We start from the raw sequence: 26441 nt of genomic DNA, 5'->3' as shown, positions 1-26441 counted from the left end.
CGGATCCTGCAGGAGGCTCTCACCAACGCGCTGCGACACGGCGACGGCGGACCGGTCGAGGTGCGCCTGGCGTGGCATCCCGACCGGGTCGACCTCGAGGTGCGCAACCGCATCGCCTCGGCCCCCGCGGGATCTCCCGGCCACGGGGTGATCGGCATGCGGGAGCGCGCGCAGCTCGCGGGCGGGCGCCTGGACGCCGGCACCGAGGGTGCGGACTTCGTCGTCCGGGCCGCCATCCCGATCGGAGGACCCGCATGATCCGCGTCGCACTGGTCGACGACCAGGCGCTGTTCCGCGCCGGCATCCGCATGCTCGTGGACTCGCAGCCCGACCTCGAGGTCGTCGGTGAGGCGTCCGACGGCCGCGAGGGCGTGCAGGTCGTGCGGGCCACGAGGCCCGACGTCGTGCTGATGGACATCCGGATGCCGGTCATGGACGGCCTTGCGGCGACGGCGGAGCTGCTGACCGACCCCGAGCCCCCGCGCATCGTGATGCTGACGACGTTCGACCTCGACGAGGCCGCGGCGCGGGCGATCCGGCAGGGTGCGAGCGGGTTCCTGCTGAAGGACGCCGACCCCGAGTTCCTGCTCGCGGCGATCCGCACCGTGCACTCCGGCTCGGCCGTGATCGCGGCATCCGCCACCCGCGAGCTGTTCGAGAGGTTCGCGGATGCCGCACCCCGGCCGGTGCCGCCGGCCTACGGCGACCTCACCGAGCGCGAGCGCGAGATCTTCGCCCTCGCCGCGCGCGGGCTGTCCAACGCCGAGATCGCGGCGCGGGAGTTCCTGTCGGAGGCCACCGTCAAGACGCACATCAGCCGCATCCTCACGAAGCTGGGCCTGCGCGACCGGGTGCAGCTCGTCGTGTTCGCCTTCGAGCACGACCTCGCCTAGCAGGTTGTCGGCGGCCTGCGCCAGGATCGGCGCATGGAACTGCAGCTCAGCATGGTCGTCCTCGAAGTGGCCGATCTGGGGGCATCCGTCCGCTTCTACCGGCGCCTCGGGCTCGACATCGCCGAGCCCGCGCCCGGCGGTCGTCCCGTCGTCGCGCACCGGATGGGCAGCGGCGTCACGCTGCTGATCACGACGGCGTTCGCGTCGGTGCATGACCCGACGTGGTCTCGGCCGTCCGGCGGCGGCTACTCGCAGATGCTGGAGTTCTACGTCGGGGAGGATGCGGTCGTCGACAGCCGCTGGGCGGACCTCGTCGAAGCCGGCTATGCCGGGCGCATGCCGCCCACGCAGACCTTCGGTCCGTATGCGGCGAGCGTGGAGGATCCCGACGGCAACGTCATCCTGTTGACGTCGGACGCCGCTGCCGCGCCCGACGCGTAAGAGTGCTTGTGTGATGAAAGCGCGCGGCGGTACCCTCGCTTGCATCACGCAAGTATCGAGCAAGGGAGCCGGGCATGTCGCAGGACTACACCACCACCATCACCGTCGCCGGGACGCCGCAGCAGGCCTTTGATGCGATCAACGACGTGCCGACCTGGTGGGGGCGCATCACCGGCACCACGACCGCCGTCGGCGACGAATTCGTCTACGTCGTGCCCGGGCTGCATTACAGCGGCTTCCGCGTCCCGGCGCTCGAGCCCGGGCGGCTCGTCGAATGGGTCGTCACCGGCAGCTATCTCGACTTCGTCGACGACCACCAGGAATGGAACGGCACGAGAGTCCGGTTCGAGATCGCGCCGGCCGGCGACGGCGCGACCATCGTGTTCACGCACGACGGGCTCGGCCAGGAGGTCCCGTGCTACGAGATCTGCGCGAACGCGTGGAGCATGTTCGTCAACGGCAGCCTCAAGGCCCGCATCGAGACCGGCACCGGCGCCCCGTACGAGTTCCGCGGCGACGAGCAGCTGCTGCCGCACGAGCACGAGGCGCTGCACGAGCAGATCGCCGACGCGGTAGCGAACCGCTGACCGAGGTCCGTGCGGGCGACATGCGCGCCCGCGAGCGGAGGGATCATCCTCTCGATGTAGCCGGATGCCTCTCCAGGCCGACGCGCGCGGGCCGGGCTCGTCCATACCGTCGTAGGCATGGAACTCTCATCGACCGACCTGGGCCTGGCCGCCCGGGTGCAGCAGCTCACCAAGACCTACGGCACCGGCGAGAGCACGGTGCACGCGCTCGACGGCGTGAGCGTCGGCATCCGCCGCGGCGAGTTCACCGCGATCATGGGGCCGTCGGGCTCGGGCAAGTCGACCCTGATGCACATCATGGCCGGGCTCGACGCGCCCACCTCGGGTCGCGCGTGGATCGGCGACACCGACATCACCGGTCTCTCCGACCTGGAGCTCACGATCCTCCGGCGCCGCCGCGTCGGCTTCGTGTTCCAGGCGTTCAACCTGGTGCCCACCCTCGACGCCCTCGGCAACATCATGCTGCCCTTCGATCTCGACGGACGCCGGCCGACCGCTCTCGAACGCGCCCGCATCGACGGGCTCGTCGAGCGGCTGGGCCTGACGGCGCGACTCGGCCACCGGCCTCACCAGCTGTCGGGCGGACAGCAGCAGCGCGTTGCGATCGCCCGCGCACTGGCGACCGCGCCAGACCTGGTGTTCGCCGACGAGCCGACCGGCAACCTCGACTCCCGGTCGGGACGCGAGGTGCTCGCGCTGCTGGCCGCCGCCTCCCGCGACCACGGCCAGTCGATCGCCATGGTGACCCACGACCCGGTGGCCGCCTCGCACGCCGACCGGGTGCTGTTCCTCGGCGACGGACGCATCGTCGCCGACAAGCCCCGCCAGAGCCCAGAAGAGATCTCGGCGTACATGCTCGCGTCCGAGCTCGGCACCGCCGCGCCCACGGCCGCGGCGGCCACCACGTCCGCGCCGGTCGCCGCCGTCGCGACAGCTCGGGTCGCATCGTGACCGCGCTCGTCGACACCCCGGCCGACCGCATCCCGGGGGCTCCGGCATCCGTGCCTGCGAAGCGCACCGCGCCGCTGCCGTGGCTCCGCGAGCGGGGCATGGGGGCGAGCATCCTGGTCGCCGCCATCTCGAGCGCGTTCGGCGCGATCCTGCTGACCGCGACGGGGTTCATCGGGGCGATGCTGAAGGCCGACCCGTACATCGGAGACAGCGAGACCCTCGCGGCCGTCGTCGTGATCCTGAGCTTCCTGCTGATCGGCGTCGCCGTGTACGTCGCCTCGATCGTGACGGCCAACACGTTCGCCACGGTCATCGCAGGGCGCACGCGTCGCATCGCGCTGCTGCGTCTCATCGGGGCATCGGCCCGGTCGCAGCGCGAGGAGGTCGGACGCCAGGGACTCGTCGTGGGCGCGATCGGCGCGGGCATCGGGCTCGTCGGCGGCACGCTGGTGTCGTGGGCGGGCGTCGCGGTCGCGACCCGGCTGCTCGGGCTCGACGGCGTGGCCTACGACGTGCTGCAGCCGGTGCTGGTGATCCCCGCGGTCGTGGTCGCGCTCACGACGTGGGCCGCCGCATGGGCCGGCTCCCGCCGGGTGCTGACGGTGACGCCGCTGCAGGCGCTCGGCGGTTCGGTCGAGGCCTCGCGTGACGCGGTCGCACGACGCGGCGGCCGCAACGGCATCGCGATCACACTGTTCGCGATCGGCGCGGCGCTGCTGGCGCTCGGCATCGTCTTCGGACTGATGTCTCCGCTCGGCGTGGTCGTCGCATTCGTCGGCGGGGTGTTCTCGTTCACCGGCCTCGCCCTCGGCGCGACGCTCGTGATGCCGCCGGTGCTGCGCCTGGTGGGCCGTCTCTTCGGCGACTCGGCGACGGCGCGCCTGGCGGCGGAGAACGCGCTGCGCTACCCGGAGCGCTCCAGCCGCATGGCGATCGGCGTCGTCATGGGCGTCACGCTCGTCACGATGTTCGCCGTGGCGCTGGAGACCGTGAAGGCGGTCATGATCGCGTCGGGCGGCGGCGAGGCCCCCGCCGAGATGACGACCCTCGTCGACACCTTCGCGGCCATCATGATGGGGCTCGTCGCGGTGTCTGCGGTGATCGCGGCCGTCGGACTGGTCAACCTCCTCACGATCGGCGTCGTGCAGCGCCGCCGCGAGCTCGGCCTGCTGCGCGCCCTCGGGGTGTCGACCGGTCAGGTACGCCGCATGGTGCTGCTGGAGGCCGCGCACGTGACGATCGCCGCGACCGTCACGGGGCTCGTGCTCGGCATCGCGTACGGCTGGGCCGGTGCGCAGTCGCTGCTCGGCTCGGTGGCCGTGCCCCCGTCGTGGTCGTCGCCGACGTTCGTGGCGCCCGCGGTGCCGTGGATCCCCGTCGCGGTCATCGTGGTCGCGACCGCCGTGCTGACCCTCGTCGCCGCCGTCGTGCCGACGCGTCTGGCCACCCGGGTCGCGCCGGTCGAGGCGCTCGCCGACTGAGGGCCGGGAAGGGCCGACTCAGGCCGAGAGGGGATGCCGCGCCGCAGGCTTCGCGCCGCGGCATCCCTTCTCTTCGCGTCTCTTCTCCGCGCACGCCGCTCCGGTGGGTCAGGGCTTGGCGGGCACCGGCCGGAACGGGCCTCCCGCCGCCACCTCGGCCACGACCTCGAGGTAGTCCGCCGACGCCGAGTCGTCGTCGTCGGTCGAGTACAGGTCCGAGACCTCCTTCAACGCCGTCACCAGGTTGTCCTGGGGGACGGCGGTGTCGACGGCCTTGCCGTGGACGCCCTGACGCGTCGACATGAGCGCCGTGAGCCGGGGCGAGCCCTCGGGCCGGTCCTTCCACAGGCTCCAGAGCGTCCGCGGAGTGGCATTGCGGCTGCCGTGGTGCCCGACCTTGTAGAGGTCGATCGCGGCGAGCTTCGCGCGCAGCTCGGGTTCCTTCGCGAAGCGCTTGAGCGTGTGCTGCCAGTTCTCGATCTGCGCATCGCCCGGGAAGAGCAGCGACAGCTCGCCGAATTCGAACAGCAGCAGCAGGCTCGTGTTGTTGAGCGCGTCGTCGAGGTTGCGCACCAGGCGCAGCAGCGAATGCGAGCGCTGAGCCTTGAGGTTGTCGATCAGCCACCGGACCGGACCCGGACCCACCGGCACGCTGTCGCCCCGCCGTTCGTCCTCGGTCCCGCCCGCCTCCGACGCCGCGACCGAGGTCGACAGTGCGAGCGACGCATCCAGGGCCGTGAGCCAGTACTCGTCGTCGTCGGCGGCCTGACGCGTGACCCCCGGCTCCTGGTCGGGCGTGGGCGGGCCGAGCACCGTGGTCACGAGCCCCGGCACGATGTCGGCGAGACCGGCGTCGGCTCCCGAGTACAGGTAGCGCCCGCGCTGCCCCGCCGACAGCTCGTCGAGGAGGGCGACGGCGTCGGCGTTCTTCAGCTGCTCCTCTGCGGCCGCGGCGACCGGCTTGTCGTGGGCGGCCAGTGCCGCGAGCGCACCGGCGTGCTCCTGGGCCGTGCCGAGCAGTCGTGCGTAGCGGACGGATGCCGGTCCCACGACCCCGTCGCCCGGCGCGGGCGCCGCGGCCAGACCAGGTGCGCCCGGCGCGCCCGCCGGACCCTTGGCGTCGGATGCCAGCGCGGGGTCCTCGGTCCACGACCGCAGCACGACCTTCGGCGCGAGGCGGCGCAGGATCTCGGCGCCGGCGTCGACCTCGAAGCCGCGCAGGTGATCGCGGTGGCGGTGCGTGACTGCGAGCACGTCGAGCACGCCGTGGGTGTGCTGGTCGATCAGCGCCGCGACATCGGCCATGCGGCCTCGGGTGAAGCCCTTGCGCGGCGAATGGCTGGTGCCGTAGTCGATCAGGATGTGACGTTCGGCGCGGCCGTCGGCGAGGGGCTCGTCGTACTCGGCCGAGATGAGGAGGCAGTCGCCGAACCCCACCTGGTACATGCGGACGCGGACGCGGGCTGGAGTGTTCACCATGCCTCCCCGGAGCTGAGATCGGTGCTGTGGAGGGCGGCGAACGCCTGCCCCCGTGAGCGGCCCTCCGAGAACCCCAGTCCGCCCTTGGTGTCGCGGCGGCCCGTGCTGTCGAGGTACGCGAGACGGCGGACCTGGCGGCGCCAGTCGTCGATGCGCTTGTAGACGTGCAGCTTGAGCCGGCCGAACTGGTCGAAGACGAGGGTCCCGCCGCCGAAGAACTGCACGCGGGTGTCGTGGTCGATCCCGTCGGGCAGCGGCAGCTCGGACTCGCGCGCGAACTCGCCGGCCGTCATGTCGATCATCTGCACGTAGGTCGCGACGGACTCGGGCACGATGAGCCCGTCGGGCCCGATGCGCTGCGTCGGCAGCACCGACTCGACGATCGTGTAGAACCGCGTGCTGACGCCGAGCCTCGGGGCGTTCTGCCACAGGAACCGGAACACCTCGTCGCGGTCGCTGCGCAGGCTCGCGTAGTTGATGCCGAGATAGCGGGGGGTCAGCTCCGCCTCGAGGACGTCGGCGTTCCGGTCTGGGCGATGGATGCCGGCGGCCTCGAACCGCTGGGCCAGCATGTCGCGGTACCCGAGGTCGTCGTCGGGCACGACCTCGGCGTCGGCCAGCAGGACGGCATCCAGCAGATCCCCGAACTCGAACTCCACCGGAGGCAGATAGTCCAGGCCGCGGATGAGCATCGTGAGCAGCTGGGACGCCGCCTTCACGCCCTCCTCGGCCGCACGGGCGCGGTCGACCGTCACGTCCTTCGCCTTCGATCCCGGCTGCGAGAACAGCGCCTGCAGGCGGGTCCACCAGATGTCGATGAGCACGTCGAGCACGACCGCGACGAGCACCTCGCCGCGCCGGTGCGGCTCGTCGTACAGCCGCAGCTCGACCCAGTCGTCGGGCGGCGGCTTGAGGGCAGAGGCCCGCAGCGCGCCGCGGCCCTGCGTGAGGGTCCGCCCGATCTGCTCGGCGACGCCGGTGAGCACGCCGTGGCGCAGGCGGTCGGGCTCGACCCGATCGCGGGCGATGCGTCCGTCCTTGTCGGCGCGGCCCAGCGCCTGCTCGACGACGGGCCGCATCGAGAACACCGAGAGCAGCGCGACGATGTCGGCGAACCCTTCGTGGAACGCGGCCTGGTCGGGCAGGCTCGGCTCCAGGAACCGGTGGCGCAGCCCGTCGAGCACGGCGTGCGTGGTCTCGTGCACGACGACGTCGTGACTGAGGCACGTGTAGACCGGACGGCGGCCGGGCACGCTCGCCGGCACGTAGCCGAACAGCAGCGCGTGGTCGTCGTCGGAGTAGAACGCGTTGGCCTCGGCGAACGCGTGCGGCACGAGGTAGAGATGATGCCCCTCGAAGCCCCACGACAGCCGGCGGCCGAGCGCCGACTCGAAGGTCGCGAGCGTGCGGGCGGCGGTCGCGTACACGTGCTGCGCGTGGAACGCCTTGTCGTCGAGCAGCTCGTCGTCCTCGGCGTCGGCGTACACGTCCACGTCGGAGATCCCGGGGTGCTTGAGGTACTCGCCGGTCGCGGTGTCGAAGTCGACCACGTGCAGCCGCGCCCCGCGGGGCCCGTCCTCCATGCGCGACCACGGCACCTTGACCCTCGCGGTCAGGATGCGCCGGTCGTCGCCCTTCACGGCGGGGTCCTGTGCGATGAGCCGCAGGGTGACGTGCGTGCGCGGCTGATCCTCGGGCTCGTAGCCGGTGATCTCTGACATCTCGGTCGCCTCTCTCGCGTCACCCGGGGACGGACGACGTCCAGCCGCCCAGGAAGCTCTCGCCCATCCGGTTCTCCTGCCCGCGCAGCACCGGGTGCTGCTCGTGGGCGGCGAGGTCGTGCACGCGGGTGGTGAGCGTCGAGTGCAGCGCCTGATGGGTGATCGTGAAGTTGCTCGCGTTCACGGTGTCGAGGAGCGCCTTGGTGAGGAACCCGTGGTCGCTCGTCTCGCCCGCGTACTCGTCCCACCGGGACGCGGCGAGCAGCGTCGCCTTGGCCGAGGGCACGAACTCGCGGTTCGCCGCCTCGGTGTAGCAGACCGTGGCGGGCGGGGCCGCCTGCACCTGGTGCACGTTGTTGCTGAGCGTCGTGATGTCGGGCAGCACGATCCCCATCGGGATCACCGTCTTCATCGCGCCGGTGACGGTCGCGATGAACTCCTGCGACAGCGCGATCGTCCGCACCGAGCCGGTCGGCTCGCCCGCGTCGACCATGCCGCCCGAGTGGCAGCTGTCGAGGATCACGGTGAAGTTGACCTCGCTCGGCCGCAGCTGGTCGGCCGCCTGACGCAGCTCCCAGTCGGTGATGAACTGACCCGAGTACGGGATGATCGTCTGGTAGAACACGCCCGCGCTCCCACCCGGGTGCAGCCCGCCGTGGCCGGCGTAGTAGAAGCACGCGACGTCGCCGGGCTCCGAGGCCTTCAGGATGTAGTTGATCGCCTTCATGATGTTGTCGTGCGTGGCGGCCGCGTTCTTGTAGATGAACACCTGCGTGGGGTCGAACAGGAACGCGTCGATGAGCAGGTGGTACATGGCGTCGGCGTCCCGGACGCAGCCGCCCAGGTTCCCGAATCCCTGCACCGAATAGTCGTTGATGCCGATGACGACGGCTCGCTTGGTCATTTCGCTCTCCTTCAGGGGGTGGGCTGGCTCTGGACGGCGACGAGGTCGTCGCTGGTTTCGACGGGCGGGAGCTTGGTCATCTTGTTGTCCTTTCCGACGACGGTGACCTGGTAGCGGTAGGTGCGCTGCTTCGGATCCATCAGCGCGAGCGACAGATCGATCGGATCCACCGCGGTGGGCTGGATCGTGAGGCGCTCGGCACGCGTGTAGCCGTTGGCGGCATCGGTGTAGTCGATGTCGACGAACGCCATGCGCGTCGTGGCGGCGTCGAGCAGGGGCACCAGGGTGACGGTGAGGGCACCCGGGAACGGGTCGTCGACCGGGAGCAGCGCGGCCCGGGACGGTTCGCGGGAGGTCGTCTCCTTGACGGTCCCGTCCTTCAGGTGATGCACGAGGCGGTAGGTGTAATCGCGGGCGCCGACGTCGGTGCGCACCTTCCACGCGACCGGTCCCGGCGCCCCTTCGCTGAGCGTCAGCTGCTCCTCCTGCACCGTCCCGCCGCTCTCGTGACGCAGGAACACGTCGATGGAGTCGACGACCTGCCAGTCGACGCGGCCCGTCTGCACCGCGACCTCCAGGAAGCCGACGTGCTCGTGCGCGTTGAGCACGAGCGACCGGTCCTCGGTGCGGGCCGGCGGCAGCTCGTAGGCGAACCTCGTGCCCTTCCAGTCCGATGCCGGATCGAAATGGAACTGGATGCCGGCCCGGTACCCCAGATCGAGGTCCTGGTCCAGGAACACCTGCCACACGTCGGGCTCGGTGTCCGTCGCCTCGAACGTGACCTCGTGGTGCTTGAGCGTCGCCGGCTGCGCGGGGTCGCCGTAGTCGAGCGACACCTGCGCGGTGCGCAGGCCGATGGCGGCGAAGTCGGTCGGCGGGTCGACCTGCACCTCGAACACGCGGAAGAACGGGTCATCGAGGTCGACCTCGACGAAGTGCTTCGACCTGTCGAGGTCAGCCACCAGGACGCCGAAGAAGCCCTGCGGCGCGTACGTGCGCTGGGTGGCCTCCGAGCGGTCGTAGACGAGCTTGACGGTCTTGCGCTCCTCCTGGTGGACGATCCGCAGCCGGAACGAGACCACCGCCGGGGTGCCGCCGCCCGAGGCCGCGGCCCCTTGATCGAGCCCGGCCGGCGGGGTCGTGGCGGGCGTCGAGGCCGGAGCGACCCGGGGCGCGCCCACGGTCGCCGCCGGCGCGACGGGGTCGGAGGTCGCGGGCGACCCGCTCCCGGTCGCCGGCGACGCGTCGGCGGGCGTTCCGGGCGGGGGAGGCGTCGGGGTGTGCCCCGCCGTGGCGGCGCCGTGGCCCGTGCCCGCGGCCGGCGACGTCTCGGTGCGCGGCGCCGCCTCAGGCGCTGCCGGCGGCCGGGGCGGGGCGGGCGTCGTCGGCGGCCGCATCGCCGTGCCGCGCTGCAGCACCGCGCTCAACGGCTCGGGCTCGGGGCGCCCGCCCGAGATCACCCCGGGAGCGAGAGTCGGCTCGAACCACTGGCGCAGCAGGTTCTCCTTGAAGAAGTCGAGTGCCCAGCGCTCCTTCTCCTTCTCGTCGTCCTCGCCGGTGAAGTCGACCACCTTGATCTTGATGGCGCCGTCCTGCACGAGCTTCTCGAAGGCCGCGTCGATGCCGGCCTTCACGAAGTAGACCTGCGCCTCGATGCCGCCGCTGAGCTGGTCGTAGACGCGGCTGAGATCGGCGGTGATCTCGACGTTCAATGCCGGCCGCATCCCCGTGAACTTCAGGTCGTAGATCACCCCGACGGGCGTCGTGCCCTGCTCGAACGCCTTGCGCAGGATCACCGCGCCCTCCTGCGAGAGCGTGAGGCTGAACGCCGCGGTGTTGTCTCCCTGCAGCGAGGGCGTGCCCGCGCCGAGGATCTGCTCGACGGCGTTGAAGGAGCCGGGCCCCGCCGGCTGTGCGGCGACACCGCCCTCGCCCTGCAGGTTGAGCGCGACGCACTGCACTGTGCCCTCGTCGAAGGGCACGACCGTCAGACGCGGCGTGCCCTTCGACACGGATCGGAGCTTCGAGACGATGCGGCGCTCCAGCTGCTTGTCGAGGTGCAGGTCCACCTGGAAAGTGAGGAATCCCCCGCCCTTGGCGCCGGCGGCCACGGCGGCCGGCCGGTACTGGATGAAGGTGAACGCCTTCTGGCCGTCCTCGCGCTCGGCGAGGCGGACCGGGCCGGGCAGGTACCAGAACTGGTCCGGATCGGCGTGGTCGGGGAAGACGGTGATGCCCTCGACGGTGATCGAGCGGCTGCCGAGCAGAAGCATGACTCCTCCTGGTGTCTCATCCCAGGACGGGGATGACGAGCGTCGCTTCGCTCGACTCCCCGGACCGGGTCTTGGTCAGGTTGTTGGTGAACTCGGTGACCACCTCGTACGAGAACCGACCCGGCGCATCGCCGACGTAGTCGAACTCGAAGGTGGCGGCATCCTGCGCGGATGCGAGGGAGCGCTCGTCGTCGATCCGCGTGACCGCGTCCTCGTAGCGCAGACGCACCACCATGCGGCGGATCTTGCGGGCGGCGAAGTCGGCGCCGTCGGTGCGGACGGTGACGACACGGTGTCCCGTGACGTCCGCGCGGACGAGCACCCGCCGCTCCTGCGTCGAGCTGGGCGGGCCGACCACCACCTCGCCGTTCTTCTTGACGACGGTGATGCGATAGTCGACCACCCGGCGGGTGGGATCGGCGAGCGACACCTGGAAGGACTTGGCGGCCTGATCGTTCTCGGCGAACTGCAGTGAGGCCTCGCTGCGCAGCCCGTTCTCGTCGTCCTCGTAGACGACGTCGACGAAGATCTGCGTGACCAGCGTCCAGTCGACGGCCGGAACGACGTCCAGCACCCGCCCGGACGGGAACGGGTCGCGCACCAGGATCCGCTCGCCGTCGGTCGGCACCCACGCCCCGACGACGTCGCGCTGGTCCGCGGCGCGATACGTGATCCGGTGGCGCCCGGTGTCCAGGCCCGGGCCGATCACGAACATCTGCCACGTGGCATCCACCGTGTCCTTGTCGAGGACGACGAGGTCGGACTGCGCGATGCCGTTGGCGGGGTCGTCGTAGGCCAGCTCGACCTCGACGTTCGGATAGCGGTCCCACGGGAAGTTCAGCGACACCACGGGGACCGGCACGATCGTGTACAGCTCGCGGGGGTCGATCTCGACGCGGTCGCCCTTCTCGGGCGACGGCTTCGAGGTGAGCGTGCGCGGCCGCTCGAGGGCATCGATGTCGGCGAACGTCACGGTGTACGACACGTCGACATCGCGCACCATGCCGCCGTTCTCGAGCACGCTCGCCCACGTCACCGTCTTGCCGGGGACGGCGCTGTCCAGCAGCGCGCCCGACTCGCGACCGCGGTATGCCAGGTCCACATCGATCGACCGGACGTGGTCGCCCTTCCAGTCCGCGCGCGAGACCAGCTCGACCGAGCGGCGCTGGAACCACGGGTCGTCGAGGTCCACCTCGGTGACGAAGCGGTCGAGGTTCACGCCCTCCTGCGTGAGCAGGCGGAAGAATCCCGACAGGTGACCCTGCGGGCAGACCGTCCGGCGCGCCGTCGTGCGTTCGCTCATCGAGACGTCGAGCCGCTTGCGGTCGGTGCGCGTGAGGTCGACGCTGCGTTTGCTGAACGCGCTGACCTCCGACATCCCCGCGCTGCCGATCGCCTGCAGCACGCGCCCGAACGTCTGCACGGCGCCGGCCGCGCCGGTGTCGCGGTCCACCGGGTCGAGCGAGGGCTCGAAGAACGCGTCCGTGATCATGTCGCGCACGTCCTGCATCGCCTCGTCGCGCCGGGCGATGACGGGGCTGCCGTCGTCCTCCTCGACGAAGGTGTCGGCGGTGATCTCGATGAACCGCTCGTCGTCGAGCTCGTCGAGCACCTTGTCGACGCTCGACGAATAGAACAGCGGCACGTCGAACTCCTCGTGCTCGTCGATGTGCTTCTGCACGCGGTCCCAATGCACGTGCACCTGCACGTGGTACGCGGGCCGCAGGCCGAGGTAGTCGAGCGAGTAGATGATGCCGATGGGCGACAGTTCGCCGGTCATCGCCTTCTCGACCGTGGTGACGCCCTCCTGGGTGAGCTGCACCGAGAACGCGGCCCGCTGGCCGCCGTACAGTGCGGGCTTGGCGGAATGGCTGAGCTTCAGCACGAACTGCAGCGCATCGGGGTCGACCGGCGCGGGCGGTGCGCCGGCGCCTCCTCCCGGTGCCGGGGCTCCGCCACCGGGAGGCGTCGGCTGCGGGCTCTCCTTGTCGAAGAGCATCATGCGCACGGTGCCGTCCACGACAGGGAGGTCGGCCAGCGCGGGCAGCTCGTCGAGGTGCTCCAGCCGCTTGATCTCGGCGCGCACGTCGTCGCGCAGCGCGTCGGACAGCGCGAGGTCGACATCGAAGTTGAGGAACCCTCCTGTGCCCGCCTGCCCGCGGAACTTGATCAGCGAGAACTGCGGGATCTCGACCTCCCGGCCGCCCACCGTCTCGGTGACGGTGGCCAGCCGGGGCGCCCCGGGCATCGCGTACCACTGCAGCGGATCCGCGTGGTCGCGGTAGACCGCGACCCCCTGGATCACGTGGAACGGCGGTTCGAGCGAGAGCATGGCAGGACCTCAGCTCGCCTTCCCGGGCAGCACGAGCGTCTCGTCGCCCACGCCGTCCTTCGTGACCGACGCGCTCGTGCCGTCGGGGAGGAAGTACGTCGCGGTGTACGAGTAGGTCTTCTTGGCCTTGTCCTTGTACGGCATCTTCCACACCAGGCTCGTCTCGCCCGTCGGCTTGAAGACGAGGTCCTCGGTGTCGTCCGCGCCGGCCTCGGTGTGATGCAGCGACACCTTCACGAGACGGGCCGCCGTCCAGTCGACGAGGTCGGCCATGACGGTGATCGGCTGCTCCAGCAGCACGTCGCCGAGCATGACCGTGCTGCCCTCGATGGGCGTCGACGGGATGGACTGCACGGTGCCGTCCTTGAAGCGGATGTTCGCGGAGTACGTCAGCAGGCCGCCGTCGGCGAGGATCGCGGGGAACTGCCAGTCCTCGAACGTCGACTGGCCGGTCAGCGTGATCGACGCGGTCTGCGTGTAGTCGTTGACGCTGTCGACGTACGACAGGTCGACGAAGATCGCGTCGATGCGTGTCTCGAAGTCGCCGAAGCCGCGCACCTGCACCGTGCGGGTGGAGCCGAACGGATCGTTGATCCGCAGCTCGGTCGACGCCGTGGTGCGCTCGCCGCCCTCGAACTCGCGGCCGTCGGCCATGAAGTACTTGACCTTGTAGTGCACGGGCTTGCGGCGGGCCTGGAAGATGACCTTCGTCCACCGTGCCTCGGCGTGGTCCTTGTCGAGGGTCAGCGACGTCTCCAGCCGCGGCACGCCGTCGTCCTCGTACCAGAGGGTGACCTGCGCCGAGGTGACCTGATCGAAGCGCAGGTCGCCGGGCTTGATGGCCACGTCGAGGATGCCGATGTCGCCCACGTTGATGATCAGCGACGGGTCGTTCGACACCTTCGGGTCCGACACGAACGCCTGCGCCTCGCCCTTGTAGTTCACCTGGTAGGTGTACGTGTAACGGCGGTCGTTCCCTCCGACGAACGACGTGAACGTCCCCATCTGGTCCGGCCCGAGGAGTGCGAACTCGGCGACCTGCTTCTGTCCGGTCTTGTCGTACTCGATCTTCACCTCGACGCTGTGCAGCGGGAGGCTCTCGAAGGGCGCGTTCACCCTGGCGTTGACCGTCATGGTGCGGAAGAAGGGGTCGTCCAGGTCGACCACCGACGAGAAGTCCGCCCACTTGTAGGTCTTGCCGTCGGGCCCGGTCATGCCGGTGATGTTCGGGAGCGTGCCGCGCGGCTGCGGGTTCCACTCCATGACCTGCTGCTCGGTGTAGGTGCGGTCGAAGTTCACCAGGCGCGTCGTCATGACGTTGATGTCGATGTTCTCGAAGTCCTGCTCGGTGTAGAGCTTGCGGATCTCCTCGGGGTTCTGGATGGGCACGTCGCCCAGCACCATGCGCGTCGTCGCGTCGGCCAGCGTCGACCACGCCCAGTCGCGGACTCCCTGGATCACCTTCTGGTCGGTCACCGTGCCGGGGTCGATCTCGACGTCGCCGGCGTCGCTCTGGACGACGAGGTCGGTGATGGACTCGGTGTAGTCGTCCTCGGAGCAGAAGTTCTCCTCCACGTCGATGTGCTGGTGGAAGTTCGAGAACTTGGACGCGCTGAACCACACATGGGCCGACATCGGCGGCAGTTTCACCGGCGTCCAGATGTCGTAGATCACCTGCACGACCCCGCCCTTGCCCTGCAGCGAGTCCTCGAGGATCGTCGCGCCCTCGGGCGAGAGCTCGACGGTAATGGGCAGGATCATCGGACCGAACAGCGACGGGCTGGCGGGGTTGTGCACCTTCTCGACGAGCGCGCCGCCCGAGTCGAGGATCTGCACGGCCGCCGTGCCTCGCAGGTAGCTGAGCTGGCCGAAGGCGACCGCCGGCGCGGCTCCTGCGCGGCCGGCCGCCTTCCACCGCGCGTCGAGGCGGTCCTGCATCGGGCCGCGCAGGTCGTCCTCCTGCTTCTTGGTGACGCCGAACTCGACGTCGCAGACGAGGAACCCGCCGCCCTTCTTGCCGTCCTTGCGGTCGATGGGGAACCGGTACTTCATGAACTTGAAGACGGGGTTGCCGTCGGCGTCGATGCGGAATCGCGGGGTCGACGGCAGCAGATACGCCTTGGCGATGTCGGTGTCGTCCCAGTAGACGGTCACACCGGCGACGGTTTCGGGAGCATCCCACTTGAGCATGGCTTCATTCCTGTTCGTTGTCGTGACGTGACCACTCGGCCACGTCGGCGGTTGCGGTGACACTGCGGTCGGGGGCGATGGTCACGCCGAGCGCGGCCGATCGTGAACGGGCTTCGGGATCGAGCGGCAGACCGGCGGCCTCCGCGCGGTAGACGACGGAGACGAGCCCGGGCTCGCCGGCGACGGCGCGGGCGACGACGGCGGCGGTGGCCGCGTCGACGGTCGCCGAGAGGACGGCGGTGTAGGGCGGATAGGCGGATGCCGCGGCCGCGGCGATCACCGCCGCTCCGGGGCCGTCGTGCCGGACGAGCTCGACCAGCGGCGCGCCGGTGATCGCCGACGCGACGGCCATGGCGGCCCCGACGGGCCCCACGGCGCTGCGGATGGCTGCCTCGGGGATCGGCCAGCACCAGCCGGCCTGCACGACGGCCGTCGCTCCGAGCGAGGTGACCTGCACTGCAGGAGCACCGGGGTGCTGCGGTGCGGGGCGGCCGGGCACGGCGAGCGCCAGCCCCGGCTCGACGACGACGTAGGCGCCGTCGGGGAACGACCGCGTCCAGCGCGGGGTCGCGGCGGTCATGCCGGTGCCCCTGCCGGTGCGACGACGAGATCCTCGTCGTGGGGACGGACCTCGGACCACGGGCCGGGCGCGGTGCCGGTCGGCACCACCCGGAACCGGTAGCCCTCGCGGAACGGGTCCTCGGCGAACCACCTCCACACGCGGACGGGTGCCGCCGGCGTGAGGGCGACCGTCTCGCCGTCGCCGTCGAGATCCGTCTCGGCGCGCAGCGCCACCGCCACGAGGGCGTCGACGCCGGGGGCGGTCACCGTGATCCGGTGCGGCCCCCAGCCGGGCAGCAGATGGCGGCCGATCCACAGCGGCGCGGGCGCGAACGGGCCGAGCACGAGCACGCGGCCGTCGGCGCGGGAGGTCAGCTCGACGTTCACGGTGTCGCCCGCGGGCGGCATGGCGAGATCGGCGTGAGGCTCGGCGATGTCGACGTCGTGCGGCCCGGGCCCGGCCGACGCGACGCGCACGCGCACGGCGGCCAGGTCGAGCAGCGCCGGCTCGACGTCGACGCTCCACGCACGCACCGGGAAGTCGGCGGGGCCCAGCCGCAGCCGCTCGCCGTGGAACGTCACGGGGCTGCCACGCAGCTCTCGTGCGCCGCCGGCGTCGGCGACGACCGCCCACGTCTCGTGCACGAGGTCGGGCTCCTCGCCCGGCGCCAGCCGCAGGGTGGTGCGAGCGACTCCGGTGCCGGTGAGCTCGACGGTCGCGGTGAGCGCCTGCGGCCGTGCGGGAGGGCGCGGCGGCGCGGTGATGTCGACTCCGCACGCGACGACCCCCGACTGCCGGGTCGGCAGGTTCGCGAGGACGTCGATGGTGCGCCAGCCCGCCGGGACAGGGTCGAGCTCGACGCCCGGCGGGACGTACGCGTCGATGTCGGCGGCGATGGCGGAGTAGGTCTCGAACAGCGGGAACGCGGGTGCGTGCTCGCGGGCGGTGACGAGGGGCTCCGAGAGGTCCCACAGCCACGTGCCCGGGGCCTCGGCCGCCGGCGGGCGGTGGCCCGGCCAGCGGGCGCGGATGCGGTCGGCGAGCACCGCGGCGAGTGCTGCCTCGTCGGGCACGTCGCCGGTGACGTCGAGGACCCGCTGGTCGCCCGTCATGCCGTGCGTGCGCAGCCAGGTCATGACCTCCGCACGGCTCACCGGCTCGCCCGGCGTGCCGAGCGCCATCAGGCCGGTGCTCAGGGCCGCGGGATCGACCGTCGCCCGCGCGTTCGCGCGCGCCGCCACGCCGGTGATCTCGACGACGGCGACGGCGGTGATCTCGGGGAAGGCGGCCTCGATCGCCGCGCGCAGCAGCGAGTACTCCTCCACGGTCAGGCGGTCCGACCATGTGAGCGGCGCGATGCCGTCCCAGTCGAGATCGCGGATGCGGAAGAAGCCGGCGAGCCGCAGCGAGCCGGTCGCGAGCGATGTGGGTGCGACACGGGCGGTCGCGTCGTCGGCGCGCGCGACCCGCAGGACGTCGTCGAGGGGATGCTCCGCGCGCAGTGTCATCGTCAGCACGGCGTAGGGTGCGGGCCAGTCGCCGCGGCCGCGGAACCGCTCCAGCTCGAAGGCGTAATGGCCGTCGGCCGCGCGGACGATGCCGATGGTGCGCGGGGGGACGAGCACCAGGTCGGGCTCGCCGAAGCTTCGATAGCCCGCCGGGGCGCCCTCGAGCAGGACCGGGGCGCCGAAGTCGGGGAGTCCGCGCAGGCTCATGCCACGTCTCCCGTCACGATCCACAGCACGCCGGCCGTGCGGGTCTTCCACTCGCCCTCCGAGACGCGGTCCGCGCGCACCGCGGTCACGCGGTAGCGGTAGGCGCCGGCATCCTCCTTCTCGACGACCACGTCGCCGAACGGCACCGGAACGGTCGCGACGGTCTCGAGGGTGTCGGGGCGGAGCGTCACGGTCGACGTGAGGCCGCCCGCGGCGGGCCCGATCTCGACCGTCACCTCGATGACGCCCTGAGCGGCGTCGAACATCACCGCAGGCGTGCGCACCGTGACCTGGCGCTGCAGGAACGAGGTGGTCTCGTCGCACACGGCGTCCCAGATCGCCGCACGGTCGGGGAGCACAGTGACGTCGACGTCGACGACCGGGCTCTCGGCGGATGCCGCCACCAGGAGCCCGAGCTGTGCGGCCGGAGCCAGCGGCGCGGCGTCGGCGGGCGGCATCCCCTCCACCGCCACCGGACCCGTCGACGTGCGCGCGGTCGCGGAGTCGAGGCGCAGGGGGCTCTCGCAGGCGTTCAGGACCGACACGTCGAAGCCGGTGCCGTCCGGTCGGCGCGTCACGGCGACATCGACGGCGTCGCCGGCCAGATCGTCGAACCGCGCCTCGAAGGGCACCTTCTCGGCGGGGCGGTCCGGATGGTCGAGGCGCACCTCCACCTCGCCGGTGAGCACGGCCGCGCCGCCGCCCTGGAGGGCGTCGAACAGGCGCTGGAACCGGCCGAGCGGCACTTCGATGCCGGTGCGCAGCACGGTGCGCAGATCGATGACGGCGCTCGGGACGTCCTGGGCGTCCTCGCCGGGGAGGGCCAGTCGCAATGACAGGCGCGAGCTGTCGGCGATGAGCGGCTGCAGCTCGACGTGCGTCGCACCGCCGTCGATGCGCTGGCTCAGCCGCGCCGCGGCGTCGGCGAGGCGGTCCGGGTCGGTCCACGCGGCGGCCGCGATCACGACCGTCGCGGTGGCCTGCTCGATCGTGCCGTCGGCGGAGTCGAACTGCACCGACATGAACGGCGACCGCGGTCGCTGCGGCAACCGCGCGAGCTTGAACCCGTCGGGCAGGAAGTAGGCGACCTCGGGGCGGCCCGAGGACCGGTAGTACGAGTGGAAGGTGCCGTCGAACTCCAGCTGGTCGAGGACGAGGGCTCCGGGGGCGCCGGACGGCGTGACCCCCGCGAACACGTAGTCGTGCAGGGTGGGCGAGAACACGAAGGGCTGCGGCGCCGGGACGACCTCGAGCGAGCGCGTCGTCCGCCGGTAGAGCGTCACCGTCGCGGGCGGGCGCACGGGATCCACGACGACCGGATCGACGACCATGGGTCCGGGGAGTCCGACGACCGGGCCCACGTCGAGCCCCCCGAAGACGCGACCGGGGATGCGACGCCTCATCGGCGAGAGCTCGCCGGCGTCGCCCACAGAGCCGAGGCCCAGGGCGCCCAGCCGGGCGAACGCGGGCAGCTGCACGATCCGGTCGACCGCGAACCGCTGGTTCAGCACAGCGACCTCGGGCTGCGACACCGCCTCGGGCTCCGCGACCGCCTCGGGCTCCGCGACCGCCGCGGGCTGCGCCACCGCCTCGGGCTGCAGCACCTGCGGCTGCAGGACCACGCGGTCGGCGCGCAGCACGGCCGTCGGATCGGGGTCCCGCAGCGGATCGGGCTGCGCGACAGGCTCGAACCGGAAGATGCGGGGATCGATGCGCACGGTCGGGTCGATGAACACCTGCACCGGCGGCGTCGCGATCACGTCGATGCGGTCCGGGCGCGGCCGCTCGGCGCTGACCACGACGGGCACGGCGACATCGATGAGGCGGCGCACCACCAGCCGTGTCCGGTTCTCGGGCCGGGTGAGCGCCCAGTACAGGTCGCTCGTCTCGGCCGCCGTCGTGACGGTGAGGGCGAGGCGCACGAGCCCGTCGACACGCTGCACCTCGGTGAAGGGGAGCTCGCGCCGCACACCGGCGAGCTCGGCCGGTTCGAACACCAGCACCGCGCTGACGACATGGTCGAGCGCAGCGGTGCCGGCCGCGCTGTCGCCGAGCGACGGGGGCACGACCGGCTCGAGGAAGACCTCCAGCGTCGCCCCGCCCGCGGCCTGGGCGAATCGCACGCGGAACTGCTCGCCGGCGCCGGCACGCACGGTGGCGATCCGGTAGGTGGGCAGATGGAAGCGTCGCGCGGGGTCGTCGGCGGCCTCGAACAGCATCGTGTCGTCCGGCGGGTCGGCCGGCGAGACCGGCACCGTCATCGCGCTGCGCTCCTCGCCGGCCTGCGGCTTGAGCTGCGACAGCAGCTCGCCGAGGTCCGGGCGGATCAACTTGGTCATCGCGATGTCGCGCGTGAACGGAGGCATGTCACTTCTCCCATGTGATCCGGTAGGGGTCGGCGCCGGCCGCGGTGGCGTCGATGCGGTGCTGGACGGACGGATGCAGGGTGTCGGTGCGGGCGGGATGCCGCCGGCGCCAGCCGAGACCGGCGATCGCCCAGTACCACCGGTGCCGGTGGATGCGCCCCTCCGCCCGCTCGGCGGGGACGGCGGCGCCGTCGGTCACGTCGAGGAGCCGGTCGTACGCCTTAGGGTCGACGCGCAGGCCCGCGGCGACGGCCTCGGCGGTCATCCACTCCAGCGAGATGTCGGACAGGCCGTGGTCGTCTTCGAACTGCCCGCCGATGTCGCTGTGCACGCCGGCGAACCACATCTCGCGGGCATCGCGCTTCGGGTCGTCGACGATCCGCACGCCGTGCTTGTCGCTGCCGAAGCGGTACTCGGTGAACGCCCGGCGGTTCTCGTCGAGGGCGAGCGCGAGCCGGGCGGTCTGCACGCCGTCGACGTTGCGGGTGAACGGCCAGCGCACCTGCTCGAACCGCGCCCGCAGGTTGAACCAGCCGACGGACTTCACGGTGTCCCACACGCCGAGGAAGGCCACGGGCCTGGCGAACCGCTCGAAGTCGGGAGTCCCGAACCCGTCGTCGAACGACGACCGGGTGCTCCAGAAAGCGCGATCGGCGGCATCCCGGGCAGACGCCGGCGCCGACGGCTTCTCGGCGCCGTGCGCCAGGGCCAGCTTCAGGGCGTAGGGCACGAGGTTGTCGGCGCCCGGGCGCAGCAGGCCGACGCTGCGCAGCACGCCCGCGAGCGCGACCGCCGTGTAGGCGCCTCGGCTGAAACCGAACAGCATGATGCGGTCGCCGGGCCGGTGGTGGTTCATGAGCCACAGGTACGCGTCGGCGATGTTGTCGCGGATGCCGTAGCCGACGATCAGCCCGGCCGTGCGTGTCAGCCAGGCTCCGAACCGCGTGACCGCGCCGCGCGCGCCCATGGTGCCGACCCCGGGGTCGTAGAACACGAGCTGCGTGTCGTCCTTGACCGCCAGCGCGTACAGGCGGGCGACATTGGTGACGCCGGACTCGGGCTCGCTGCCGGTCCCGTCGAGGCACAGCACGAGCGTGCGTCCGGCCGGCTCCTGCGTGGCGGTCTCCATGCAGGGGAGAGGGCGCCTCCGACGCGGCTGATACCGTGCATCGGCCGATCCGGCCAGAGGGGTGCGCTCCGCTCTCGACGGGTGCAGGCTGGCCCCATGCAGATCGAGATCGTTGAACACGAACCGCCCTACCGCGTCGGCGTCATCATCGGCAGCCTGTCGCGCGAGTCCATCAACCGTCGCCTCGCCCTTGCGCTGCAGAAGCTGGCGCCGCCCGAGCTCGAGTTCTTCGAGATCTCGTACGCCGACCTTCCCCTGTACAACCGCGACCTCGACGCCGACTATCCGCAGGTCGCCCTCGACTTCAAGGCCGCCGTCCGGTCCGCCGATGCACTCCTTTTCGTCACGCCGGAGTACAACCGGTCGCTGCCGGGAGCCCTCAAGAACGCGATCGACTGGGGGAGCCGGCCCTGGGGCCAGAACGCCTGGTCAGACAAACCGGTCGGCGTGATCGGCGCCTCGGCGGGCCAGATCGGCACCGCGGTCGGTCAGCAGTCGCTGCGCAGCACGCTCAGCTTTCTCAACGCCCGTCAGATGACGACGCCCGAGGCGTACATCCACTTCACACCCGGGCTCATCGAGGCGGATGGAGAAGTGACCGTGCCGGCGACGGAGCAGTTCCTCCGGATGTACATGGAGAAGTTCCTCGAATACGTCGCCCGTGTGCTCACCGTGATCCCGCAGGCCTGATTCCGGATGCCGCGTCGTGCGGCATCCGCTCAGCCGACGTCGTCGGACCCGGCCTCGGCGAGGTCGTGCGCCCAGCCGGGGGCGAGTGCCTTGACGCGTGCTTCGCGCCACTGCCAGGCGCTCCACAGCACCGGCCACAGGATGGCGGCGGTCGGCCCGGCGAACACGAGCCGGTCCCGCCACAGCGTCTTGCCGGGTTCGCCCGGCGCGGGCGAGACCGCCATCTGGTGGTCCCACACGTCCAGGCTCGACAGCGGGCCGGTGAGCGGGATGCCGCTGTCGCGGAAGATCCGCACCTGCCCCGCCGGCTCGTCCACGACGCGTTCGCTGGCGTGGATCAGCTGGCGGCCCATCGGGACCTTGCCGAAGGCGGCGAGCTGCACCGGCACGTCGTCGCCCGGGCTCCAACTCGTGGGGAGGCCCGACGGCACGAGCGGCTCCAGGTCGAGCAGCGGCCCGTACAGCTCGGCGACGGCCCGCGGCGAGTGCAGCGCCCGCCAGGCCGCGTCGGGGTCGCAGTCGATCACGAACTTCAGCAGGATCCGCATGCTCCAGTCTTGCACCGAGGCAGCGCACTTGCGGGTGGCCGCTCCTCGAATGGGGGAAGTCGCCGAGCCGCGGAGCATCCGAGCGCGAGCGCCCGCACGCGGGCCCTGCTCCTGCGTTGAGGAACGACGCGGCGCGCCGTCCGCCTACGCTGGACGGATGCCCGAGACGCCGTTCGATCAGCACCGCTACCAGGTCCGCCTCGACTGGGGCGCCGCGGGACTGGCCAGACTCGCGCCGGCCGAGGTCGTCGTGGTGGTCGACGTGCTGCGCTTCTCGACGACGGTGACGGATGCCGTCGCGCGCGGCGCATCCGTCCCCCTCGACGCGGCAGCGCACGCGGTGTCGATCAACGGCGCCGCCATCGCCGAGGCCGCCGCGGCCACGGGCGCGACGGTGATGCTGGGCTGCCTGCGCAACGCCCGGGCCGTCGCCGAGGCCGTGCTGGACGTGCAGCGCGGCCGCGGCGAGCGGACCGCCGTCGCCGTCATCGCAGCCGGCGAGCTGACGGGCCGGGGCCCGGACGCGGTGCTGCGCTTCGCCGTCGAGGATCAGTTCGGCGCCGGCGCGGTCGTCGACGCGCTCGGTGCGCTCGGCGTCGACCACACGTCGCCCGATGCGGCCGCCGCTGCCGAGGCGTTCCGCGGCCTGCGGGGGGCTCTCAAGCACCTCCTCACCGCGAGCGGTTCGGGGCAGGAGCTGCTCGCCCGTGACGCCCGCGACGAGGTGCTCGGCGCCGCGGCGGTGGATGCGGCATCCGTCGTCCCGGTGCTGCGCGACGGCGTGTTCGTCGCGCACTGACGCTGCTCAGCGGGGCGTCAGCGCCTCCAGGCGTGCGGCCGGGGTGATCTCGCGGCGGGTCCAGGTGAACAGGTACCGCTCGTCGAACGTGCGCGCGCACTTGGCGCACGATGTGGGCCGGGTCGCCTTGCGATGCCGGTAGGCGACGTGGCCCGCCGGGCACACCCCGATCCACGGCGCCAGCTCGGTCGCCGTCTCGCCGTGGTGGGTCGTGCCGCCGACGTAGCCGAGCTCGCGCGCGATCGCCTTCCACCGCGGGCCGTGGCCCGCGCGCGGACCGGCGAGCGCATGGGCGACCTCGTGCAGCAGGGTCTGGTGGTTCGTGTCGTCGTCGTAGCGCGCCGCGAGGTAGCGCGACACGCTGATGCGCTGGTGCGTGTAGTCGCAGAGTCCGGCGCGGCGCTTGGCGTTGTCGAACCCGAACGTCCACGACGGGTCGAGGTGGGCGGCGATCAGGGCTTCGGCCCACTGCCGCACGCGGTGCAATTCCGACATGTGCGCGAGACTAGAACGTATCTCCGACACTCATGGCCGAGGCTTCCTCAGCTGGCGACGGATGCCGCGGCCCGCCGCTGCTCGGCCGCATCGATGGCCATCAGCACCGACTCGAGCTGGTCCTGGGTGGCGCCGGACTCCTGGCGCAGGAACAGCGCGCGCTTGAAGTCCTTGCGGGCTCCCTCGTAGTCGCCGTCGTCGTAGCTCACCTTGCCGCGGTGCATGTGGGCGAAGGCGCCGATGCCGGCCCAGCCCTGCCCCTCGGCCTCTTCGGCGCACGTCGTCAGCTCCTGCCACGCGGCGGAGTACTTGCCCAGGGCCTGGAGCACGGTCGCGTGCAGGATGCGGGCGCGCAGCAGGTCCTTGCGAGTGCCGGCCATGCGGGCGACGCGCACCGACTGCTCCGACACGACGAGGGCCTCATCGGCGCGGTCGAGCACCTTCAGCAGCCACACGCGCTCCAGCAGGGCCGGGAGGCTCCGCTGCTCGCCGATCTCTTCGAGGCGATCGCGGCATTGCGTGGGGCTCACCTTCTCGCGGAGGGTGTCGGGGTCGTACCCGCTGATGTAGCTCACGTGTGACTCCCTTCGCAGCGCCCGGAGCGGCTCTGTCCAGTGTGCCCGGTCTGCGGCATACGGGCGGTCGTGCCACGCCGGGTCGCGGCATCCACCTCGATCGAAGGTGCGGACGAGCAGCGCGGGCGCACGGTCAGCGCGTGAAGATCGACGCGGACGGCTTCGGCGACGGGGTCGCGTCGGCGTCGGTGGCGACCCGCGCGCCGCGCGCGAAATCGTCGACCTCGCGGCCTTCGGCGACCTTCGCCGGGTGGGGTCCCGCGGCCATCAGCCGCGGCAGCCATTCGGTGGGCAGGGGCTGTCGCGACGCCGCGATCACGAGGTTGCCGAACCGCCGTCCCTTGAGGGTCTGCACCTCGGCGAGCACGATGACGTGCTCGAGCACCGCCTGAACGGTCGCCACTTCGCGGCGCGCGAAGGCGAGCCCGGCGCCGTCGGCGACGTTGACGAGCAGCACGCCGTCGGGGGCGAGGAAGCGTGCGGCCTCGGTGAAGAACTCGACCGTCGTGAGGTGGGCGGGGGTCTGCGCCCCGGAGTACACGTCCGAGACGACGAGGTCGGCCGCCCCGACGAGCCCGGCGGGCAGGCGTCCGAGCGCTTCGCGCGCATCGCCGATCCGCACGCGGATCTGCGCGCCGCGGGGGAGCGGCAGGTTCTCGCGCACGAGGTCCCAGAGGGCGGGTTCCAGCTCGACGACCTGCTGGCGCGACCCGGGTCGTGTCGCCTCGACGTACCGCGGGATGGTCAGCGCGCCCGCACCCAGGTGGATGGCCGTCAGCGGCTGTCGCGGCATCCTGAGCCGGTCGATCACGGCGCCCATGCGGGCGACGTATTCGAAGTGCAGGTGGGTCGGGTCGTCCAGGTCGACGTGGGACTGCGGCGTGCCGTCGACGTCGAGCTCCCACCCGCCGCCGAACGGCGAGGGGATGACGCGGGCGAGGGTGCCGTCCGACAGCTTCACCGAGGGAGCGGAGACCTCGTCGCGCGAACGTGCCATGGGTCAACGGTAGACGAGCACGAACGCCGGCACGGTGCGACGCGAGGGCCCGGAGGGGCGGCCGAAGGGCGAGGGTCGGCCGTGCCCGCCTGCATTCGCGCACGTTTCACCCGGGTACGGACCGATCCCGCCCCGGCGGCCCGCAGTACGTTGGGGGCATGGCGCCCATCGACCTCAACGCGGACCTCGGCGAGACCGTCGACGGCGTGCCCACTGCCGACGACGAGGCGATGTTCGCGGTGATCTCCAGCGCGAACATCGCCTGCGGCGGCCACGCGGGGGATGCCGCGTCGATGCGCGAGGCCGTGGCCCGGGCCGCCCGGTTCGGGGTCGCCGTCGGCGCGCACCCCTCGTACCCCGACCGGGCGGACTTCGGCCGCACGGCGATGGCGATGGACCCCCTCGAGCTCGGGGCGGCGGTCGCGGTCCAGCTCGATGCGCTGGTCGCGGCCGGAGCGGACATCCGTTACGTCAAGCCGCACGGCGCGCTGTACCACGCGGTCCTCTCGGATCGGGTGCAGGCCGACGCCGTGGTCGCGGCCGTCGCCGCACTGGCGGGGCGCCTCGGGCGGCCGCTGCCGGTGCTGGGCCTGCGCGGTGAGATCGAGGAGGCGGCGGCATCCGAGGGGCTCCCCTTCGTTCTCGAGGCCTTCCTCGACCGCGGGTATCTGCCCGACGGCTCGCTCGTGCCGCGGACGCAGCCGGGCGCCCTGCTCGACGACCCCGATCTCGTGGCCGCGCGGGCGGTGCGATTGGCCCGCGACGGCGTCGTCGAGGCCGTCGACGGCACGCTGGTGCGGGCGGACGCGGCCTCGCTGTGCGTCCACGGCGATTCGCCGTCGGCCGTCGCGATGGCCCGCGCCGTGCGCGCCGCGCTCGATGGCGCCGGTGTGGAGGTGAGGGCGTCATGGTGACCGCGCGGGCCCTGCCGATGGGCGAGCGCGCGTTCCTCGTCGAGGTGGACGGGCTCGACGAGGTGCTCGCGGTGCATGCGGCGCTCGCCGCGTCGGGGCCCGACGGGGTGACCGATCTCGTGCCGGCGGCGCGCACGGTGCTGGTGCGGGTGGATCCGCGGATGCTGCCGGTCGCCACCGCCCGTGCCTGGGCGCTGCGCGCCGCGGCCGACGCGCAGCCCGGCGACGCCGCCGCGGGCCCGCTCGTCGAGCTCGACATCACGTACGCCGGCGCCGACCTTGCGGACACCGCCCGGCTGCTCGGCAATACGGCGGCCGAGGTAGTGCCCCCGCAAGCCGAGGGCGCGTGGGGCGTCGCGTTGACCGGGGTCTCGCCGGGCGTAGGGTACCTCGTGCGCG

The 26441-nt window shown here is 71.9% G+C and carries 24 protein-coding genes; 10 read left to right on the top strand and 14 right to left on the bottom strand.

The window, feature by feature from the left end; translation table 11 throughout:
* From ACTHNQ_RS15970 to ACTHNQ_RS15945, 6 genes are all read left to right on the top strand, one after another.
* Positions 1–258: ATP-binding protein (locus ACTHNQ_RS15970; protein WP_440334949.1), on the top strand; the 258-nt coding region annotated here is incomplete at its 5' end.
* A complete protein-coding gene (locus tag ACTHNQ_RS15965; RefSeq protein WP_440334948.1) occupies positions 255–893 on the top strand; it encodes a response regulator in 639 nt (212 codons plus the stop codon). The genes ACTHNQ_RS15970 and ACTHNQ_RS15965, both read left to right, overlap by 4 nt.
* Positions 894–926: 33 nt before the next feature.
* A complete protein-coding gene (locus tag ACTHNQ_RS15960; protein ID WP_440334947.1) occupies positions 927–1334 on the top strand; it encodes a VOC family protein in 408 nt (135 codons plus the stop codon).
* Positions 1335–1408: 74 nt separating this feature from the next.
* A complete protein-coding gene (locus ACTHNQ_RS15955) occupies positions 1409–1921 on the top strand; it encodes an SRPBCC family protein (protein ID WP_440334946.1) in 513 nt (170 codons plus the stop codon).
* A gap of 117 nt (positions 1922–2038) precedes the next feature.
* On the top strand, positions 2039–2872 hold the full coding sequence (locus tag ACTHNQ_RS15950) for an ABC transporter ATP-binding protein (protein ID WP_440334945.1): 834 nt from the start codon (positions 2039–2041) through the stop codon (positions 2870–2872).
* A complete protein-coding gene (locus ACTHNQ_RS15945; protein ID WP_440334944.1) occupies positions 2869–4353 on the top strand; it encodes an FtsX-like permease family protein in 1485 nt (494 codons plus the stop codon). Before ACTHNQ_RS15950 ends, ACTHNQ_RS15945 begins: the two co-directional genes overlap by 4 nt.
* Positions 4354–4461: 108 nt before the next feature.
* Here the strand turns inward: ACTHNQ_RS15945 and ACTHNQ_RS15940 are convergent, their stop codons facing one another.
* The 10 genes from ACTHNQ_RS15940 to ACTHNQ_RS15895 are packed head-to-tail and all read right to left on the bottom strand — an operon-like array spanning position 4462 to position 21024.
* Positions 4462–5829 carry a hypothetical protein gene (locus ACTHNQ_RS15940; RefSeq protein ID WP_440334943.1) on the bottom strand — a complete coding sequence of 456 codons (1368 nt, stop codon included), beginning with the start codon at positions 5827–5829 and terminating at the stop codon, positions 4462–4464.
* Complete coding sequence (locus tag ACTHNQ_RS15935) at positions 5826–7553, bottom strand: hypothetical protein (RefSeq protein ID WP_440334942.1); 1728 nt, start codon at positions 7551–7553, stop codon at positions 5826–5828. The genes ACTHNQ_RS15940 and ACTHNQ_RS15935 overlap by 4 nt, the downstream gene beginning before the upstream one ends.
* Before the next feature lie 19 nt (positions 7554–7572).
* A complete protein-coding gene (locus ACTHNQ_RS15930; protein ID WP_440334941.1) occupies positions 7573–8457 on the bottom strand; it encodes a caspase family protein in 885 nt (294 codons plus the stop codon).
* A gap of 11 nt (positions 8458–8468) precedes the next feature.
* Entirely contained in the window at positions 8469–10730 is a 2262-nt protein-coding gene (locus ACTHNQ_RS15925) for a hypothetical protein (RefSeq protein WP_440334940.1), read from the bottom strand.
* A gap of 16 nt (positions 10731–10746) precedes the next feature.
* Positions 10747–13062, bottom strand: coding sequence for a hypothetical protein (locus tag ACTHNQ_RS15920; protein ID WP_440334939.1), 2316 nt, complete (start codon positions 13060–13062; stop codon positions 10747–10749).
* Between the two features lie 9 nt (positions 13063–13071).
* Complete coding sequence (locus ACTHNQ_RS15915; protein WP_440334938.1) at positions 13072–15252, bottom strand: hypothetical protein; 2181 nt, start codon at positions 15250–15252, stop codon at positions 13072–13074.
* 4 nt (positions 15253–15256) lie between these two features.
* Positions 15257–15832, bottom strand: a complete 576-nt coding sequence (locus ACTHNQ_RS15910; RefSeq protein WP_440334937.1) for a hypothetical protein — start codon at positions 15830–15832, stop codon at positions 15257–15259.
* A complete protein-coding gene (locus ACTHNQ_RS15905; RefSeq protein WP_440334936.1) occupies positions 15829–17529 on the bottom strand; it encodes a hypothetical protein in 1701 nt (566 codons plus the stop codon). Before ACTHNQ_RS15905 ends, ACTHNQ_RS15910 begins: the two co-directional genes overlap by 4 nt.
* On the bottom strand, positions 17526–19895 hold the full coding sequence (locus tag ACTHNQ_RS15900; RefSeq protein ID WP_440334935.1) for a hypothetical protein: 2370 nt from the start codon (positions 19893–19895) through the stop codon (positions 17526–17528). Before ACTHNQ_RS15900 ends, ACTHNQ_RS15905 begins: the two co-directional genes overlap by 4 nt.
* Before the next feature lies 1 nt (position 19896).
* A complete protein-coding gene (locus tag ACTHNQ_RS15895) occupies positions 19897–21024 on the bottom strand; it encodes a DUF2235 domain-containing protein (RefSeq protein ID WP_440334934.1) in 1128 nt (375 codons plus the stop codon).
* 96 nt (positions 21025–21120) lie between these two features.
* Here ACTHNQ_RS15895 and ACTHNQ_RS15890 point away from each other — a divergent pair, with 96 nt between their 5' ends.
* A complete protein-coding gene (locus tag ACTHNQ_RS15890; RefSeq protein WP_440334933.1) occupies positions 21121–21714 on the top strand; it encodes an NADPH-dependent FMN reductase in 594 nt (197 codons plus the stop codon).
* A 29-nt stretch (positions 21715–21743) separates the two neighbouring features.
* Here ACTHNQ_RS15890 and ACTHNQ_RS15885 read toward each other — a convergent pair whose 3' ends face one another.
* Positions 21744–22262, bottom strand: coding sequence for a hypothetical protein (locus ACTHNQ_RS15885; RefSeq protein WP_440334932.1), 519 nt, complete (start codon positions 22260–22262; stop codon positions 21744–21746).
* A 157-nt stretch (positions 22263–22419) separates the two neighbouring features.
* Between ACTHNQ_RS15885 and ACTHNQ_RS15880 the strand changes: the two genes are divergently transcribed.
* On the top strand, positions 22420–23061 hold the full coding sequence (locus ACTHNQ_RS15880; RefSeq protein WP_440334931.1) for a 2-phosphosulfolactate phosphatase: 642 nt from the start codon (positions 22420–22422) through the stop codon (positions 23059–23061).
* Positions 23062–23067: 6 nt separating this feature from the next.
* On the opposite strand, the gene ACTHNQ_RS15875 is transcribed toward ACTHNQ_RS15880, so the two are convergent.
* From ACTHNQ_RS15875 to ACTHNQ_RS15865, 3 genes are all read right to left on the bottom strand, one after another.
* Positions 23068–23556: a SprT-like domain-containing protein gene (locus ACTHNQ_RS15875; protein ID WP_440334929.1), complete on the bottom strand. Its 489-nt coding sequence runs from the start codon at positions 23554–23556 to the stop codon at positions 23068–23070.
* A 47-nt stretch (positions 23557–23603) separates the two neighbouring features.
* Positions 23604–24131 (bottom strand): hypothetical protein, encoded by a 528-nt coding sequence (locus ACTHNQ_RS15870; RefSeq protein ID WP_018171411.1) that lies wholly within the window; start codon positions 24129–24131, stop codon positions 23604–23606.
* A 133-nt stretch (positions 24132–24264) separates the two neighbouring features.
* A complete protein-coding gene (locus ACTHNQ_RS15865; RefSeq protein ID WP_440334927.1) occupies positions 24265–25128 on the bottom strand; it encodes a spermidine synthase in 864 nt (287 codons plus the stop codon).
* Between the two features lie 158 nt (positions 25129–25286).
* On the opposite strand from ACTHNQ_RS15865, the gene ACTHNQ_RS15860 reads away from it, so the two are divergent.
* Together ACTHNQ_RS15860 and ACTHNQ_RS15855 are read left to right on the top strand one after the other, a co-directional pair.
* Positions 25287–26042: a 5-oxoprolinase subunit PxpA gene (locus ACTHNQ_RS15860; RefSeq protein WP_440334925.1), complete on the top strand. Its 756-nt coding sequence runs from the start codon at positions 25287–25289 to the stop codon at positions 26040–26042.
* Positions 26036–26441, top strand: a 406-nt coding sequence (locus tag ACTHNQ_RS15855) for a carboxyltransferase domain-containing protein (RefSeq protein WP_440334923.1), incomplete at its 3' end; no start/stop codon positions are given. The genes ACTHNQ_RS15860 and ACTHNQ_RS15855, both read left to right, overlap by 7 nt.

It is taken from the genome of Microbacterium sp. (genome assembly GCF_051953575.1).
Classification (GTDB): Bacteria; Actinomycetota; Actinomycetes; order Actinomycetales; family Microbacteriaceae; genus Microbacterium.
Note: the sequence above shows the minus strand (reverse complement) of the source record. Positions and strands in the feature narration are given on the sequence as shown.